The 15,557-nt window shown below is 46.4% G+C and carries 21 protein-coding genes and 1 riboswitch; of the genes, 3 read left to right on the forward strand and 18 right to left on the reverse strand.

Annotated elements, in window-relative coordinates; all coding sequences use genetic code 11:
* Nucleotides 1-96: 96 nt before the first annotated feature.
* The 15 genes from M1D67_RS17920 to M1D67_RS17990 form a co-directional block, all read right to left on the reverse strand.
* Nucleotides 97-1,032 carry a cation diffusion facilitator family transporter gene (locus tag M1D67_RS17920; protein WP_195536915.1) on the reverse strand — a complete coding sequence of 312 codons (936 nt, stop codon included), beginning with the start codon at nt 1,030-1,032 and terminating at the stop codon, nt 97-99.
* A gap of 122 nt (nt 1,033-1,154) precedes the next feature.
* Entirely contained in the window at nt 1,155-1,301 is a 147-nt protein-coding gene (locus M1D67_RS17925; protein WP_023856212.1) for a YuzK family famiily protein, read from the reverse strand.
* A 143-nt stretch (nt 1,302-1,444) separates the two neighbouring features.
* Entirely contained in the window at nt 1,445-1,828 is a 384-nt protein-coding gene (locus tag M1D67_RS17930) for a carboxymuconolactone decarboxylase family protein (RefSeq protein ID WP_031305044.1), read from the reverse strand.
* Nucleotides 1,829-1,920: 92 nt separating this feature from the next.
* Nucleotides 1,921-2,751, reverse strand: coding sequence for a methionine ABC transporter substrate-binding lipoprotein MetQ (gene metQ / locus M1D67_RS17935; RefSeq protein WP_023856213.1), 831 nt, complete (start codon nt 2,749-2,751; stop codon nt 1,921-1,923).
* A gap of 13 nt (nt 2,752-2,764) precedes the next feature.
* Nucleotides 2,765-3,433 (reverse strand): methionine ABC transporter permease, encoded by a 669-nt coding sequence (locus M1D67_RS17940; protein WP_035337666.1) that lies wholly within the window; start codon nt 3,431-3,433, stop codon nt 2,765-2,767.
* Nucleotides 3,426-4,451, reverse strand: coding sequence for a methionine ABC transporter ATP-binding protein MetN (gene metN / locus M1D67_RS17945; protein ID WP_023856214.1), 1,026 nt, complete (start codon nt 4,449-4,451; stop codon nt 3,426-3,428). Before metN ends, M1D67_RS17940 begins: the two co-directional genes overlap by 8 nt.
* Before the next feature lie 116 nt (nt 4,452-4,567).
* Nucleotides 4,568-4,675: riboswitch (SAM riboswitch) on the reverse strand.
* Nucleotides 4,676-4,849: 174 nt separating this feature from the next.
* Nucleotides 4,850-5,206, reverse strand: a complete 357-nt coding sequence (locus M1D67_RS17950) for an SCP2 sterol-binding domain-containing protein (protein WP_020452875.1) — start codon at nt 5,204-5,206, stop codon at nt 4,850-4,852.
* Nucleotides 5,207-5,327: 121 nt separating this feature from the next.
* Nucleotides 5,328-5,636, reverse strand: coding sequence for a thioredoxin family protein (locus M1D67_RS17955; protein ID WP_026580080.1), 309 nt, complete (start codon nt 5,634-5,636; stop codon nt 5,328-5,330).
* A 25-nt stretch (nt 5,637-5,661) separates the two neighbouring features.
* Nucleotides 5,662-6,006, reverse strand: a complete 345-nt coding sequence (locus M1D67_RS17960) for a toprim domain-containing protein (protein WP_023856216.1) — start codon at nt 6,004-6,006, stop codon at nt 5,662-5,664.
* A 62-nt stretch (nt 6,007-6,068) separates the two neighbouring features.
* Nucleotides 6,069-6,305, reverse strand: a complete 237-nt coding sequence (locus tag M1D67_RS17965) for a YusG family protein (protein WP_020452878.1) — start codon at nt 6,303-6,305, stop codon at nt 6,069-6,071.
* A gap of 60 nt (nt 6,306-6,365) precedes the next feature.
* Nucleotides 6,366-6,749 (reverse strand): glycine cleavage system protein GcvH, encoded by a 384-nt coding sequence (gcvH, locus tag M1D67_RS17970; protein ID WP_020452879.1) that lies wholly within the window; start codon nt 6,747-6,749, stop codon nt 6,366-6,368.
* Nucleotides 6,750-6,810: 61 nt separating this feature from the next.
* Complete coding sequence (locus M1D67_RS17975) at nt 6,811-7,167, reverse strand: arsenate reductase family protein (RefSeq protein WP_020452880.1); 357 nt, start codon at nt 7,165-7,167, stop codon at nt 6,811-6,813.
* 115 nt (nt 7,168-7,282) lie between these two features.
* On the reverse strand, nt 7,283-9,067 hold the full coding sequence (locus tag M1D67_RS17980) for an acyl-CoA dehydrogenase family protein (protein ID WP_479831421.1): 1,785 nt from the start codon (nt 9,065-9,067) through the stop codon (nt 7,283-7,285).
* A 19-nt stretch (nt 9,068-9,086) separates the two neighbouring features.
* Nucleotides 9,087-10,262, reverse strand: a complete 1,176-nt coding sequence (locus M1D67_RS17985; RefSeq protein ID WP_026580082.1) for an acetyl-CoA C-acetyltransferase — start codon at nt 10,260-10,262, stop codon at nt 9,087-9,089.
* A 12-nt stretch (nt 10,263-10,274) separates the two neighbouring features.
* On the reverse strand, nt 10,275-12,665 hold the full coding sequence (locus tag M1D67_RS17990) for a 3-hydroxyacyl-CoA dehydrogenase/enoyl-CoA hydratase family protein (protein WP_479831422.1): 2,391 nt from the start codon (nt 12,663-12,665) through the stop codon (nt 10,275-10,277).
* A 209-nt stretch (nt 12,666-12,874) separates the two neighbouring features.
* Between M1D67_RS17990 and M1D67_RS17995 the strand changes: the two genes are divergently transcribed.
* The 3 genes from M1D67_RS17995 to M1D67_RS18005 all read left to right on the forward strand — a co-directional run bounded on the left by M1D67_RS17995 (nt 12,875) and on the right by M1D67_RS18005 (nt 13,716).
* Nucleotides 12,875-13,036 carry a YuzL family protein gene (locus M1D67_RS17995; RefSeq protein ID WP_020452884.1) on the forward strand — a complete coding sequence of 54 codons (162 nt, stop codon included), beginning with the start codon at nt 12,875-12,877 and terminating at the stop codon, nt 13,034-13,036.
* 76 nt (nt 13,037-13,112) lie between these two features.
* Nucleotides 13,113-13,364: a hypothetical protein gene (locus M1D67_RS18000; RefSeq protein ID WP_023856221.1), complete on the forward strand. Its 252-nt coding sequence runs from the start codon at nt 13,113-13,115 to the stop codon at nt 13,362-13,364.
* 10 nt (nt 13,365-13,374) lie between these two features.
* Nucleotides 13,375-13,716 (forward strand): spore coat protein, encoded by a 342-nt coding sequence (locus tag M1D67_RS18005; protein WP_009329552.1) that lies wholly within the window; start codon nt 13,375-13,377, stop codon nt 13,714-13,716.
* 29 nt (nt 13,717-13,745) lie between these two features.
* On the opposite strand, the gene M1D67_RS18010 is transcribed toward M1D67_RS18005, so the two are convergent.
* The 3 genes from M1D67_RS18010 to M1D67_RS18020 are packed head-to-tail and all read right to left on the reverse strand — an operon-like array spanning nt 13,746 to nt 15,549.
* Nucleotides 13,746-13,997 (reverse strand): YusU family protein, encoded by a 252-nt coding sequence (locus tag M1D67_RS18010; RefSeq protein WP_020452886.1) that lies wholly within the window; start codon nt 13,995-13,997, stop codon nt 13,746-13,748.
* The gene (locus M1D67_RS18015; RefSeq protein ID WP_023856222.1) at nt 13,998-14,738 is read right to left on the reverse strand and encodes an IucA/IucC family C-terminal-domain containing protein; all 741 of its coding nucleotides are present in this window, start codon (nt 14,736-14,738) and stop codon (nt 13,998-14,000) included. It lies immediately after the preceding gene.
* On the reverse strand, nt 14,731-15,549 hold the full coding sequence (locus tag M1D67_RS18020) for an ABC transporter ATP-binding protein (RefSeq protein ID WP_020452888.1): 819 nt from the start codon (nt 15,547-15,549) through the stop codon (nt 14,731-14,733). The genes M1D67_RS18015 and M1D67_RS18020 overlap by 8 nt, the downstream gene beginning before the upstream one ends.
* Between the last annotated feature and the right edge of the window lie 8 nt (nt 15,550-15,557).

Raw genomic sequence — 15,557 nt, forward strand, 5'->3', positions numbered from 1 at the left:
AAAAACGTTTTGTTCTTAAAGAGATTGGGACAAGAAAACTTCCCGGACGAGAGATGTATACCTTACAATCAACAAGCTATAGAAAAACAGCGGGAATTACGAGCGGGAACGGTTTGATCCCAGGCTGCACGATTCATGACGGGAACAGCGCTCCCCTTCTATTTGGACCGTCACATGCTCCACGTTGCATTCTTTCCTTAGATATTTTGATACTTGTTTTAAGATTCTATCCCTGTCACTGTTTTCGTCTGCCACGATATGGCAGCTTAATGACGGCATATCAGATGAGATCGACCAAATGTGGAGATCGTGAACCTCTCTGACTGACGGAATGGAAAGCAGGCCGTTTTTAAGCGCTTCCGCATCAATGTCTTTCGGTTTTCCTTCCATTAATATATGCACCGAGTCTTTCGTCACCCGCCACCCGCTGACAAGAACCATAGCCGCGACGGCGGCGCTTGCGATTGGATCGGCGATATTCCAATTGAAGAAAAGCATGAGGAGGCCTGCGATAATCGCGCCGAAAGATCCCAGCATATCACCGATGACGTGCAAAAATGCGCTCCGCATGTTTAAATTCCCGCTTGTGTCGCCTTTCATTAATATCCAGGCTGCAGCAATGTTGACGAACAAACCAACCGTTGCAATCACCAGCATGCCACTGCCGGCGACTTCCGGCGGGCTGAAAAAGCGGTTGTACGCTTCCCAAAAGATATAAAGTGAAATCAAAAGCAAGGTGATGCCATTGATAAACGCAGCCAAAATTTCAAAGCGCCTGTAGCCGAATGTTTTGCTCACAGTTGCGGCCTTTTCCCCAATTTTAAACGCCAAGAGGCTGAAACCAAGCGCTGCAGCGTCGCTGAGCATATGTCCCGCATCCGACAGCAAAGCGAGGCTGTTCGTCAATATCCCGCCTATCACTTCAATGATCATAAAAGTAAAAATTAAACCGAAGCTGATGTAGAGCGCTTTTTGATTGGCTGACCGGCTGCCATGGTGGCTGTGACCTGTGTGATCGTGAGAATGAGCCATCATAAATCCTCCTTTTAATATATGATCATATATTCATATTTAAATTTTACCTTTTCCTTCACTTATGGTCAAGCGGATTCTAAAGACATATAGAAGGACGGATTGACATCCGCCCCCTCGTTTTATCCGATCATGGGTAAATTTGATACGATCTGCTTGCTTTTTTGATGCTGCTCTTCGCGCCTTTTCTCAACTTCAAGCCGGTTCACATGGCTTCTGCTGTACTCCTCGTACCCCATTCCATGCGACTTGTGCATCGCTTTTTCCATTTCGGCCGTGAATTCAAGGTCAAGCTGATCTTGGCTTGAACAAATAATGAATCATCCTTTCAGAGATTTTCTTTCATAGTACCAGTTATATACAAACTCTTCAAAGATGTGTGTGCTTTCAATATGCTTTCACGGATGAAAAATTAATGCTTCATTTGCTGGAATTCTTCCATCGCCTGCAGAACGAGCGTGACAGCTTGGCTCATGGCCGCGCCCCCGCCAAATGCCGCAGTTACGCCGACCGCTTCAAGAATTTCTTCCTCCGACGCTCCGCAATCCAGGCAGCCCTTGATATGATAAATAATGCAATATTCATCTTGTGTATTAACACTGATGCCCAGTGCGATCAGCTGCTTATCCTTTTCGCTGAGCGCGCCTTTTTTAAAGCATTCCTCTGTAAATTCGTTGTATTTGGCGGCAATTCCGGGCATTTTTTCGGAAAAGATGCCGATCCCTGCTTTATATTCATGCAGTGCGGATTCGATAATGCTTTCTGATTCATGCTGATTCACGTTTTGTTCCTCCATTTTCAGTTGGTAGTCTTTTTTTATTATGAGCCTCTTTTCAAAAAATACGCGAAAAAACCCCGGTTTTCTCCAAAACCGGGGTGTTCTTTCATTTACTCAGAAACAGAAATGACAGAGCCTTCATATTTTTTGTCGATGAACTTTTTAATGTCATCAGAGCGCAATACGTCCATCAGAGCTTTCACTTTGTCAGAATCTTCGTCGCCTTTGCGGACGGCGATGATGTTAGCGTAAGGATTGTCTTTTGGAGACTCAAGCTCGATTGAATCAGTTTTCGGATTGAGCTTGTTTTGGATCGCGTAGTTCACATTGATGAACACTGCGTCAGCTTCATTGGCTTCGTATGCTTTTGCCGTCATTTCAGGCGCCACATCATTTTTGATTTTGAGGTTTTTCTTGTTTTCTGTAATATCTTTTACTGTCGCATCCACTTTTTCAATGCCTGATTTCAGCTTGATCAGTCCGGCATTTTCAAGCATTGCAAGCATGCGGCCCTGTTCAGCGGCGTTGTTGCTCATAATAATTTTTGCACCGTCAGGAAGGTCTTTTAAAGATTTATACTTTTTAGAGTAAATACCGAATGGCTCAAGGTGTACCGCGCCGACGTTAACAAGATCGTAATCTTTATTTTCTTTCATTTCCTGTTCAAGATACGGGACGTGCTGGAAGTAGTTCGCATCGAGATCTTTCGTTGCAAGCGCCTTGTTGATCAGTTTGTAGTCCGTGAAATTTTTGATTTTAAGCTCATAGCCTTTTTCTTTCAAAAGCGGCTTTGCTTCTTCAAGGATTTCAGCGTGAGGCGTCGGCGTCGCTCCGACTGTGATGACTTTGCTGTCTTTATCCCCTTCGCTGCTGGAAGATCCGCAAGCGGCTAAAACGCCTGCAAAAATGATGAATAAAGCTGTTAATAAACCTTTTTTCATGTTGATGTCCTCCCTAACGTTTGTCTAATTTATTTGTTATAAAATCCCCGATAAACTGGATGATAAACACAATAGCTAAGATGAAAATAGTGGCGATGAGTATAATATCGGGATTGTTCATCTGAAAACCGTTTACATAGGCAAGGTTCCCGAGTCCGCCTGAACCGATTGCTCCGGCCATCGCCGTCGAACCGATCAGTGCAATCGCCGTAACCGTAATGCCAGAGATCAAGGCCGGCATCGATTCGGGCAGGAGCACTTTAAATATGATCGTCGATGTTTTGGCTCCCATCGATTTTGCCGCTTCAATCACGCCTTTATCAACTTCGCGCAAAGCGATTTCAACCAGGCGGGCATAGAACGGAGCGGATGCGATAATCAAAGCCGGAAGTGCGGCGTTCGGCCCCAAGATCGTGTTCATTAAAAACTTTGTGAAACCGAGCAGCAAAATAATCAATATAATAAAAGGAATAGACCTGAACACATTGACGATTGCCGAGATTATACCGTTCACGACCTGATTCTGCCAAATGTTTCCTTTAGAAGTCAGATACAGCAGCATACCGAGAATCACTCCGATGATAAAAGCAAACAATAGGGAAATTCCTGTCATATATATCGTTTCATACGTAGCTTCCCACAGCTGCTCCATATCTACGTTTGGAAACAGTTTTTCAAACATTCGTGATCACCTCTGCTTCTACTTGACGGCTCTTGATGAAATCGACCACATCATTGACCTCGTTTTCATATCCGTCGACATGAATGAACAATGAACCGTATGCGCCGTCCTGAGTTTGCGAGATTTTGCCTTGAAGGATGTTGACTTCAACATCGAACTTCCGAATGATCTGTGTGATCAGCGGCGATTCGGCCGCTTCACCGACGAAGGTGAGCTTGATCGTCCGCCCGGATGTCGTTTCTTCGAGGAAATGCTTCAGCGTTTCCTGTGTTTCCACCGGTTCTGTTACCTGCTGAACAAAGCGCTTTGTCATTTCTTCCTGCGGCTTGAGGAATACGTTCAGCACATCGCCTTCTTCCACGACCTTTCCGTTTTCCATGACGGCCACTCTGTGGCAGATTTTCCTGATGACATGCATTTCATGAGTAATCAGGACAATGGTCAGTCCGAGCCTTTCATTGATATCGGACAGAAGACCCAGGATCGAGTCAGTCGTCTGCGGATCAAGCGCTGATGTCGCTTCATCGCATAAGAGAACTTTCGGATTGTTTGCGAGCGCCCGAGCGATGCCGACGCGCTGCTTTTGGCCTCCGCTAAGCTGTGAAGGGTAGGCATTTTCCTTGCCTTCAAGTCCGACAAGCTTTATCAGTTCAGCGACTCTTTTCAGACGTTTTGCTTTGCTGACACCGGCGATCTCCAGCGGAAACGCAATATTGTCGCGGACCGTTCTTGACCACAATAGGTTGAAGTGCTGGAAAATCATGCTGATTTCCTGCCTTGCATTCCTCAGCTTCTTCCCTTTGATCTCACTGATTGTTCTGCCGGCTACTTCAACCGTGCCTGAAGTCGGCTGTTCAAGTCCGTTCAAAAGACGGATCAAGGAGCTTTTTCCAGCTCCGCTATATCCAATAATTCCGAAGATTTCACCTTTTTTAATCGTAAGGGTGACATCCTGGACAGCATTGACATCTCCATGCTTTGACCGATAAATCTTTGAAACATTTTGAAGATTTATCAAAAGCCATCACCTGCTTTCTTGCTCAATTCTCATAGTTGTCTAAATCCCTGATCAAACAATGAAAAAAGCCTTTCTGCACACATGAGCAGAAAGGCTTTTGAATAGTCTGGGCCTTTCTCTCATCTTTCAAAGCATAACGCTTCGTGTGAATTGGCACCATTTCAACACGTGTTGATGGTTGCCGGGTTTCATAGGGCACTTCCCTCCACCTCTCTGGATAAGAGAATCATATATTTATTTTTTGATTATTATGATCGGAATTCTTAAAGTAGGATATCATGCGAAAAAATAGTTGTCAACTATTTTTCGTAAGACAATCGGCCTACGGCGAAAAGAGACGAACGTAAACGCTCGTCTCTGTCCGACTTATACACGGAATGTGCCGATTTTTCAAATTTTTAAAATGTCTCTGAATAAAGATCGCTGTTTTTAAAAAAGCCGTCCGTCAGCCATAAAATCGCTTCAAGCTTCAATAAAGCTCTGAATGAGCCTTTTACTTGAACAGTGCCGCGCTGTACGAGATGCTGCAATGAAATATCGCCGTGAAGAAGGTCAATAATCTCGCTTTGCTCTCCAAAAAAGGTCAAATGAGCTTTCTCTGCAAGAGAAGATTTTTCCATTTCTCCTTTTTCGTTGATCGCTAACGTAAAAGCTTCTTTCTCGCCTTGAAACGTAATCAGCAAAGCCGTTGTCGATAATAGAGGTTTTAAAAAAAGAGCCTTGTCCTCTCTTTCTATCAATCCCATTTTCTCCAACTGTATAACCTCCTGTAAATTGGTCATACTTACAGATTCTCTGTCTGCCGCAGGAGTTCCTTTAGGAATTGCTCGACAAGTTTTTGCTGGTTATTTCCCGAGAAATATGTCAAAACCGCCCTTAATCCACAACATTTTGTTTAATCGTATCGTATAAGTAGGAAACGGAGTGAAAAGCGTATTCTTTTTTGACGACTTGCCCGTTTTTGTAAAGGATAAAGCATGGAACGCTTTCTATTTCCTGCTGCTTGGCAAATGCCGGGGAATAATTGAGATTGTTTTTATAAAAAGGAATGTCCTTTATCATTTCATCAACGACTTCCAGCATTCTTCCGGCCAGCTGACACGTTCCGCAGAACGGCGTGTATACATAAAGAAGACAGGTCTCATGTTCAAGCCGTTTTAGCTCTTTTTCTTGGAGTTCTTGCATCTGTTGAACCGCACCTCAATACATTTTATAATAAATATTTTGTATGTACCCGGATGTTTGAACGAATTAATACTTCTGCAACATGCTGACTCGGGGCGGAAGCGACTTCTTTGTATACCCTATCGATGTATAGATGCGAAGCTTGGGGGAGCTCCCTCGTCAGCTGCCGGCGGAGCTTTTCCCCTGATTCATCGGCATCCACCAGGATATAAACGTCTTTATCAAACAGCGTTTCGGCGAATTCATCGAGTTTTGCCTGGCTGATCGTTCCGTTTGTGCAAATAATATCCACGGGCTCTTCGATGACATGCTTCACTTTTTGCTTATCTGATTTCCCTTCGACGATCATGACTTTTTCATTTTCCGGCATATGGATCACCTTTAAAGATTTACTTGTAAAAAAAGGCAGTGAATATTCACCGCCTGATTTGATTAACACCAGCCTTGGTGGTCATCACAGTCTACATATTTAGCATCCGGACCGCTTACGGTATCCGCCGTTTTGTAAAATCTCTCATCTTGGAATGAATATCCAGATTTCAACTCGTATTGATCCTTCCCGGTCATTCGGCCGATCAGCTCATTCTCATGGTACAGCTGCATTCCGCCGTTTTTTAATCGGCTTTCCACATGTTCTGTAATATCAATACGTTCTTTTTTCAGCGTCAATTTGGACACCCCCTCTTGATATAGAGTATCCAAACGACACATGGCTATCCTGAATAATCCTTAGTCTTCTTTTATCATGTCCTCATATTGCTCGGCTGTCATCAGATTTTCGATTTCAGAAGCATCGGACGGCTCGACGATAATCATCCAAGCCTTTTCATACGGAGACTCGTTGACGAATTCAGGGCTGTCTTCCAGATCTTCGTTCACTTCGACCACTTTTCCGTTGATCGGGGCATACAGCTCAGAAACGGTCTTTACGGATTCAACGCTGCCAAAAGGCTCGTCCGCTTTGATTTCGTCTCCCACTTCAGGAAGCTCGACAAATACGATGTCTCCAAGTTCGGATTGGGCGAAGTCTGTAATGCCGATTCTGACTTTATCTCCTTCTGTTTTCACCCATTCGTGTTCTTCTGAATAACGCAACTCTTTCGGTGTGCTCATGCTAACCCCTCCATAAAGTGTTTTAATCGATCCTACATTGAAGATATCATATTTTGATGGGTTATAACCAGTATGTCTTAAACTGATCTTCTTTAAAACCGACCGTTACTTTACTGCCGTCTGTCGCAATCGGGCGTTTGATCAGCATACCGTCCGAAGCCAGCAGTTCCAGCTGCTCATCTTCAGACATGTTTTGCAGCTTGTCTTTTAAGCCGAGTTCACGGTATTTTTGTCCGCTCGTGTTGAAAAACTTCTTCAATTCAAGCCCGCTTTTCTCGTAGAGCTCTTTCAGTTTTTCCTTGCTTGGCGGCTCTTCTGCGATATGTATCCCATTGATTTCTTTGCCATGGTCTTCAAGCCATTTTTTCGCTTTGCGGCATGTCCCGCATTTCGGATACCAGTAAAAATCCAAAGCCATACATACACACCCCTCTCATTTAATCGAGGTAATTTTAACACAGATCGAATGAAAAACCTAAAACCGTGCTCCATTCTATAACAGCTAAAAACCCCGCCTAAGCAGGGCTTTTCGTTTAAACGATATATTTCTCAGCTTCAAAGACTCCCTTGGCTGCCTGGCGCTTTTTCTCAATGACATTGACAGGCGTAAAGCGCGTCAATTTGCGGAGCGCGGACAGCATCATCCGCAGCGAATCACCTGATTCCATCGCAATGAGCGATTCCTTGGCATGGCTTTCAATTTCCTGAAAGGCAACTTGTGCAAAAATCTGCGTATAAAGAATTTTCTGGGCGTTTTTGTCTTCCCCGGTTGCCTTGATGGCTTTTTCTGTACGCAAAATAGCTGCTTCCATGGCGTAGACCTGGCTGACAATGTCGGCGATATTCACGAGGATTTCCTGCTCCTGGTCGAGCGCTTTTCCATATTTTTGCGCGGCGAGTCCCGCGATCATGAGCGCGATTTTTTTGGCGTTTCTCAGCAGATACTTTTCCTGTTCCAAAACGCCGTCACCTGGTTCTTCAGGCATGAGCATCATCAGTTCTTCCTGAAGCGCCTTCGCTTTCTCAAACAGAGGAAGCTCGCCTTTCATCGCTTTTTTCAAGTATGTGCCCGGGACGATGAGACGGTTGATTTCATTTGTGCCTTCAAAAATCCGGTTGATCCGTGAATCGCGGTAAGCCCGCTCCACTTCGTATTCCTGCATGAATCCGTAACCGCCGTGGATTTGGACGCCTTCATCAACGATATAATCAAGCGTTTCAGATCCAAATACTTTGTTAAGGGAGCATTCGATTGCATATTCAGCGATCGATTTCGCGACCTGTCGCCCGTCTTTTTGCTCTTCTTCGCTCAAGGTGCCCATTTTGTCTTCAAACAGCCCGACCGTACGATAAACAGAGCTTTCCATTGCATAAAGTCTGGCTGACATAGTGGCGATTTTTTCCCCGATTAAGCTGAACTTTGAAATCGGCGTCTTAAATTGCTGGCGCTGATTGGCGTATGAAGCGGACAGCTCGATGACCCGTTTGGAAGCGCCGATTGTCCCGACAGCGAGCTTATAGCGGCCGATATTTAAAATATTGAAGGCGATGACATGCCCTTTTCCCGGTTCGCCTAAAAGGTTTTCTTTCGGAACTTGAACCTGGTCTAAGATGAGCGTACGGGTCGAAGAGCCTTTGATGCCCATTTTTTTCTCTTCAGGCCCTGTAGAAACACCTTCGTAATCTTTTTCCACAATGAAGGCCGAAAAATGTTCGCCGTCTATTTTCGCGTAGACGATGAAAACATCGGCAAAAGCTGAGTTTGTAATCCATTGCTTTTCACCGTTTAATATATAGTGGGTTCCCGCCTCATTCAAAACGGCCGTTGTTTTTGCCCCTAATGCATCAGATCCGGAGCCAGGCTCTGTTAAGGCATAGGCTGCAAATTTTTCCCCTGTTGCAAGGGACGGCAGATACTTTTTCTTTTGCTCCTCGGTTCCGAAAAATACGATCGGAAGCGTGCCGATCCCGACGTGCGCCCCGTACGATAACGAAAAGCTTCCCGCTCTTGAGAATTTTTCGGTAATCAGCGCCGAGCTGATTTTATCGAGCCCGAGTCCGCCATACTCTTCAGGAACGTCAGCACCGAGAAGCCCGAGTTCTCCAGCTTTTTTCAGGAGCCTGACAGAGTGATCGAAATTGTGCTCTTCAATTTCGTCGATGTATGGCGAAACATCTCCGAGAATATAATCTTCAGTCGTTTTGGCGATCATTTTATGTTCATCTGTGAAATCTTCCGGTGTAAACAGCTGATCAGCCGTCACCTCTTCGATCAGAAAGGCTCCGCCTTTTTTCATATGGTCTTTTGTTTGTTCCATTGTTCCATCCCCCTTGTGATTAAACTAATTCGAATACCCCTGCTGCTCCCATACCTCCGCCGATACACATTGTTACAACGCCGAATTGCTCGCTTCTCCGCCGCATTTCGTGGATCAATGTCAGCGTGAGCTTTGTGCCCGTGCAGCCGAGCGGATGTCCGAGCGCAATCGCTCCACCGTTGACATTGACTTTTTCTTCATCGATGCCAAGCGACCTGATCACCTGGATCGCTTGTGATGCAAACGCTTCATTTAATTCGAATAAACCGATATCAGAGAGCTCAAGTCCCGCCATCTTCAGCGCCCTTGGAACAGCTTCAACAGGACCGATGCCCATCACCTCCGGCGGAACGCCGCCGACTGCGAACGAACGGAACCTTGCGAGGGGCTTTAACCCAAGCGCATCCGCTTTTTCTCTGTCCATGATCATCACTGCGGCCGCCCCGTCGCTCGTCTGCGATGAATTCCCTGCCGTAACAGAACCGTCCGCCGAAAACGCCGGTTTTAACGTTGACAGAACGTCTTTCGTTGTCCCCGGGCGCACACCTTCATCGGCAGAGAAAGTAAACGTCCGCTCCTTCAGCTTGTGATGGTCATCCACTTCTCTGACGGTGACGTCCACCGGGACGATTTCATCTTCGAACTTTCCTTCCGTGATCGCTTTGGCTGCTTTTTGATGGCTGCTGACGGCAAATGCATCCTGATCATCCCTGGAAACGCCGTATTTAACGGCAACCTGTTCAGCCGTATGGCCCATTCCCATATAATATTCAGGAGCTGTTTCCGCGAGCGCCGCGTTCGGTCTGACGATATGTCCCATCATCGGCACGATGCTCATCGATTCAGCGCCGCCGGCAATGACCGTGTCGGCAGCTCCAAGCATGATTTTTTCGGCCCCGTAAGCGATCGATTGAAGTCCTGAAGAACAATATCTGTTGATTGTAACGGCCGGAACTGTGTGCGGCAGCCCGGCAAGCGCGCCGATATTGCGCGCCATATTCAACCCTTGTTCGGCTTCCGGCGTAGCGCAGCCGATGATTAAATCATCGATATTCCCTTCATAACCACCAGCTCTTTTCAACGTCTCTCTCACTGCATATGCGCCTAAATCATCGGGACGGACAGTCCTCAATGAGCCTTTTTTTGCTTTTCCGATCGGGGTTCTCGCTCCCGATACAATAACTGCCTCTTTCATTATTTTCCCTCCTTAATTACGCAAAGGTTTGCCTTTTACAAGCATATGCTGCATTCTCGCCTGCGTTTTCGGTTCGCTCACAAGGCTCAGGAAAGCTTCTCTTTCCAAATTGAGCAAGTATTCTTCCGTTACTTCAGCGCCGAACGGAACCCTCCCGCCCGCGATGACAAACGCCAGCTTTTTCGCTATCTTCATGTCGTGTTCAGAGATGGCGCCGGACAGCTTTAACGATTCCGCACCGAGCAGGAGCGCCGCATAGCCGGTTTCGCCTGTCACCGGAACTTTCTTTTTCACCGGCGGACGGTAGCCGCTTTCGGAAAGTGTCAGGACGAGTTTCTTAGCATCGTATAACAAGTGATCCTGGTTGATGCTGATTTGATCCTCTGCGGTTAAGATGTTCAGCTCTTTCGCTTCTTGAGCCGAAGTCGACGTTTTTGCAAGAGCAATTGTCTCAAACGTTTTGATGGCGGCCTCCTGGATATCCGGTTTAACGCCTTCAGGCAGCCCCTTCAAGTAGTTTAAATAAAGCTCTTTATTGCCTCCGCCGCCCGGAATCAGGCCGACGCCTGTTTCAACGAGGCCCATGTATGATTCACTTGAAGCTTGAACACGGGCTGCAGGCAGACAAAGCTCAGTCCCCCCGCCAAGCGTCATCCCGAACGGAGCAGCGACGACCGGCTTGGTACTGTATTTCACTTTCATCATCGTCTCCTGGAACTGACGGATGATCATGTCAATTTCCATATAGTTGTCGTCTTGGGCTTCCATCAGCATCATCGCAAGATTGGCTCCGACGCAGAAATTTTTGCCCTGATTGCCGATCACAAGTCCTTTATAATTGGCATCTACTTCCTCAAGAGCGAATTTGAGCATTTGGATGATGTCGAGGCCGATTGCATTGCTTTTCGAATGAAATTCGAGCAGTGCGACATCATCGCCTAAATCGATCAAACTTGCCCCGCTGTTTTTCTTGATGACGCCTTTTGTTTCTTTGAGTGACGACAAATGGATCGTTCTCTTGTTTTCTTGAAGCGCCCTGTATTCGCCGCTTTCAAAACAGTAGCAGAACGTCTTTCCGTTTTCTCTAAGGTAGAAGGTCTCATGTCCTTTTGCGAGCATTTCCTTCACCCAGTCCGCGACTTTCCAGCCCTCTGCTTCAAGCTTTTGCACCGCGTTTTTCACACCGATGCTGTCCCACATTTCAAACGGACCTTCCGACCAGCCGAACCCCCATTTCATCGCCTGATCAATCGCCGTTATGCTGTCAGCGATTTCCCCTGTCAGCTCAGCCGAATAGACAAGCGTCGGAGCTGTCATGTTCCAAAGAAGGCTTCCCGCTCTGTCATCTGAATAAATAAGCGCTTTCAATCTCGCTCCTGCGCCTTTCATTTGCTTGGCCGCTTCAAGTCCCGATGTTTTTAATGTTTGGCGTTTGCTGTAGGTCATCGTCATCGGATCGAGCTCAAGGATGTCTTTTCCTTCTTTTTTGTAAAAACCTTGTTTCGCTTTGCTTCCGATCCAGCCTTTTTCGAGCATTTGTTCAATAAATTCAGGCAGCCGGAAAACGTTTTTTTCTTCGCCAGTGACTTGGTTATAGACATTTTTGGCAACGTGCGAAAATGTATCAAGCCCGACGACATCTAGCGTTCTGAAAGTTGCGCTTTTCGGGCGTCCGATCAGCGGGCCTGTAATCGAATCGACTTCGCCTATCGTGTAGCCGCCTTTCAGCATTTCCTGAACCGCGACAAGCAAGCCGTAGGTTCCGATGCGGTTGGCGATAAAGTTTGGCGTGTCTTTCGCTTCAACAACCCCTTTGCCAAGGACGTCTTCGCCGAATTTCTTCATAAAGTCCAGCACCCCGGGATCCGTTTCATCAATCGGAATCACCTCAAGCAGCTTTAAATAGCGGGCCGGGTTAAAAAAGTGCGTTCCTAAAAAGTGCTTTTTAAAATCAGCGGACCTTCCCTCCGCCATCTGCCTGACGGAGATGCCTGATGTATTGCTGCTGACGATGCTTCCGTGTTTTCTGTATTGATCGACCTTTGAAAACACTTGCTTCTTGATCTCCAGGTTTTCGACAACCACTTCAATAATCCAGTCGGCATCTTTAATTTTTTCAAAATCGTCTTCCATGTTCCCTGTGCTGATACGGCTGATATTCTTCTTCGATGTCAGCGGAGCCGGTTTTTGCTTTAGCAGATTTTGTACGGCTGACTGTGCCAGCCGGTTGCGCACATCCGGGTCTTCAAGGGTGCGGCCTTTTTTTCTTTCCTCATCTGTTAATTCACGCGGCACCATATCGAGCAGTAACACAGGAATCCCGATATTGGCTAAGTGAGCCGCGATTCCGGAACCCATTACACCGGAACCGATAACGGCGGCTTTACGAATATGCTTGACCATGAAAGATCCTCCCCTACTTTGAATGAATACTCATTCATTTTTGCTCCAAAAAAATAAACTCTCCTGTCTTCTTTCATCTTAAAAGATTTTGGAAGCGAGTTCAATAACTTGGTGCAAAATTTCTGAAATTTTTTCAGCGGGTATTATTTTGCCGCGGTTACATGTTTCCCCGCTTTTGGGACAAACCAATAGAGAGGGAGGTGAAGGCCTTGGTACGTGAAAGAAAAAATCCATCTTCAGCCGCAGTCAGCGCCGCAAGCATAAAAGGTAATGCAGGTCCGGATTATAAAAAGGCGGATGCGGGCGGAAAACGGACAAGCCAAAACCAGCAATATAAAAAGCATAATATGGATGTTCCTGAAGATCACTAAGCCCCCTTTAAGCATCCGGTATAAATTTCCGCTGTGTTAGGAAATCTAAAAATAAACGCTAAAAGGAGGCAGACTCATGCAGCAACAGCAAGGAATGACAACACCGCCGCCAGTCATTTCAACAAAGGATCATCTGTATTTGCAGGATATGCTGAACTGGAACTTGCTCGCAATGAAAAAAGCGCATTTTATGGCGGACCAGTGCCAGGATCAGTCTCTTAAAACAGAACTCGACAGGGTCGGACAAATGCACCATCACCATTACAATGTGATATTGGAGCAGCTTCGACAAAATCAAACGCAAAACCCGTCAGCATACATGCAATAGGAGGTTAATGATGAATCAGCAAAACCAACAGAAAATCGGCAATCAGGAAACTCCTGTCCCGAAAACGAGCGCGATGAATGACAGGGATTTTGTCAACGAACTGCTGACAACCGAAAAATACATGACGGCAGCATACTCGACAGCGCTTAATGAATTAAGCCATGAGTCGCTTTACCAAGCCGTTCAGCCGCTGTTTAACGAGGCGCAAAACGTACAGCGCAGATTGTACCAGGTGATGTTTCAAAACGGATGGTACAAGGTGGAGGCAGAAGATGCCCAGAAAATCCAGCAGTCTTATCAGCAGTTCCATTCTACATTGCAAGACCAGTCGCCATATCAGCAAAACCAATAAACAAAAAATAAGCAGAGGAGTCTCCCTGCTTATTTTTTTTGATTAGCCGCTCGGTGCGCTTCATTTCGTTCTTTAATTTGACGGATTACTTCTTTTATCTCCTGCTTCGCATCGGGATAAGCTCCGTTCCAATGCTTGGCGAGGGGCGGCATGCTTTTGGCGATATGGCTGTAGATGATCCACATCTTCACCTGTTCTTTCAGTTCTTCGTCCGTTTCGCCTAAAAGCAGCTCCGTATATTTCTCAACAAGTCCATCCAGCTGCTCCTTTAGTTTTTCCACTCACGACACCCTTTCTTTACGTTTATTTCTCGGGCATGTCCTGCATTTGACACCGTTTTTGTCTGTTGCATAATACAGACAGCAAGTCGTGCGTGTCCGGTCCTCCGCATGCTGTCCGGGATAAAACCTTTTGAGAGGGTTTTCGTCCGCCCCTTCTTCAAAAAGACCGGGCTCAGCTTCATAAAGAAGAAAATGAAAATCTTGCGCCGCCCGCGCCTTGAGTTTCGGATCTTCCAGAAGCGTGTCATACATCCAATACAGATAAACGGCAATATTTTCCCAAAGAATATGCTTTGAAATCGAAAATACCCGCCGACAGGCCGCGATCAGGCCGCCAAGGTGGCACCTGAAGATATCCTCAGTCAATCTTTTCAGTTCTTCGGTGCGATCCGCTTCGATAAGCTCAGCACCTTTGTGAAAATAAAACGACGGCGTCCACCCTCGATCATCAGCTTCTATCTCCCATGACACGGAAGCAGGAGCGGTTGGCAAGCGCTTTCCCCAAACCGTAAACAGATAGAAATGCAGCGCAGCCAGCATCCCGCTGCGCTTGACGAGCATTGAAGCCGCAACTTTTTGATTCGGAGCGTTCAGCCTGTCTTTAATATCTTCTACATAACGTTCTAAAAAATCCTCATCAAGGAGCTTGTTTCCTTTAACAGAGAATAAGGAGCCGGTCTGCTTCGTTCCAAGGCGAAAACGAAGCAATGACTCAAGCTCCTCTTTTGTTAAATTAAGCATGGGACTGAACCACCTGCTGGACGATGCATCTTCCTCTTCCGTACGGAATGCAGTGCGGCGTGCCGAAAAGCGGATCTTTCGTCACTTCGCAGTCCATTTCAAAAACGTCCTGCACAAGCTTGCAGTTGATAATGGATTCAGGCCGGCCTTCGGCATATATCTTTTTATCTTTAATCGCGACGAGGTGGTGAGCGTAGCGGCAGGCAAGGTTCAAATCGTGCAGCACCATCACGATCGTGCGCTTTTCGTGTTCATTTAATTCAAACAAAAGGTCCAGAATTTCAATTTGATGCGTCATATCCAAGTATGTCGTCGGTTCATCCAGTAATATGATATCCGTTTCCTGGGCGAGCGTCATCGCGATCCAGGCGCGCTGCCGCTGGCCTCCTGACAAGGAATCGACTGTGCGCTCGGCCAGTTCTTCCATTCTTGTCGCTTTCAAAGCCTTTTGCACAGCCTCTTCATCTTCCGCCGACCATTGCTTCAGCCAGTTTTGGTAAGGGTACCGCCCCTGCTTAACGAGCTGGAGAACGGTCAGGCCTTCCGGAGCCGAAGGGCCTTGAGGCAGAATGGCCAGCTCCTTTGCCACTTCTTTCGTGGGAAGTTTGGCGATGGAGCTGCCTTCGAGAAGCACTGAACCGCCCTTTGGCTTCATCAAACGTGCGAGAGACCGAAGGAGAGTCGACTTACCGCAGCCGTTGCTGCCGATAAATACGGTGATTTCACCTTTTGGGATCGTTAAGTTTAACTCATCAATAATGATTGTTTCTCCATAACCTAAGCTTAACGTTTCTGTTGAAATGGCACTCATAAATGAAA

The organism is Bacillus sp. PK6-025 (genome assembly GCF_056530265.1).

Coding starts and splice junctions, on each gene's coding strand:
- M1D67_RS17920 (WP_195536915.1), bottom strand. CDS start 1,032: ATGGCTCATTCTCACGATCACACAGGTCACAGCCACCATGGCAGCCGG.
- M1D67_RS17925 (WP_023856212.1), bottom strand. CDS start 1,301: ATGGAAAAAGCGATGCACAAGTCGCATGGAATGGGGTACGAGGAGTAC.
- M1D67_RS17930 (WP_031305044.1), bottom strand. CDS start 1,828: ATGGAGGAACAAAACGTGAATCAGCATGAATCAGAAAGCATTATCGAA.
- metQ (WP_023856213.1), bottom strand. CDS start 2,751: ATGAAAAAAGGTTTATTAACAGCTTTATTCATCATTTTTGCAGGCGTT.
- M1D67_RS17940 (WP_035337666.1), bottom strand. CDS start 3,433: ATGTTTGAAAAACTGTTTCCAAACGTAGATATGGAGCAGCTGTGGGAA.
- M1D67_RS17955 (WP_026580080.1), bottom strand. CDS start 5,636: ATGCAAGAACTCCAAGAAAAAGAGCTAAAACGGCTTGAACATGAGACC.
- M1D67_RS17960 (WP_023856216.1), bottom strand. CDS start 6,006: ATGCCGGAAAATGAAAAAGTCATGATCGTCGAAGGGAAATCAGATAAG.
- gcvH (WP_020452879.1), bottom strand. CDS start 6,749: ATGAGCACACCGAAAGAGTTGCGTTATTCAGAAGAACACGAATGGGTG.
- M1D67_RS17975 (WP_020452880.1), bottom strand. CDS start 7,167: ATGGCTTTGGATTTTTACTGGTATCCGAAATGCGGGACATGCCGCAAA.
- M1D67_RS17980 (WP_479831421.1), bottom strand. CDS start 9,067: ATGGAACAAACAAAAGACCATATGAAAAAAGGCGGAGCCTTTCTGATC.
- M1D67_RS17985 (WP_026580082.1), bottom strand. CDS start 10,262: ATGAAAGAGGCAGTTATTGTATCGGGAGCGAGAACCCCGATCGGAAAA.
- M1D67_RS17990 (WP_479831422.1), bottom strand. CDS start 12,665: ATGGTCAAGCATATTCGTAAAGCCGCCGTTATCGGTTCCGGTGTAATG.
- M1D67_RS18000 (WP_023856221.1), top strand. CDS start 13,113: ATGCAGCAACAGCAAGGAATGACAACACCGCCGCCAGTCATTTCAACA.
- M1D67_RS18005 (WP_009329552.1), top strand. CDS start 13,375: ATGAATCAGCAAAACCAACAGAAAATCGGCAATCAGGAAACTCCTGTC.
- M1D67_RS18015 (WP_023856222.1), bottom strand. CDS start 14,738: ATGCTTAATTTAACAAAAGAGGAGCTTGAGTCATTGCTTCGTTTTCGC.
- M1D67_RS18020 (WP_020452888.1), bottom strand. CDS start 15,549: ATGAGTGCCATTTCAACAGAAACGTTAAGCTTAGGTTATGGAGAAACA.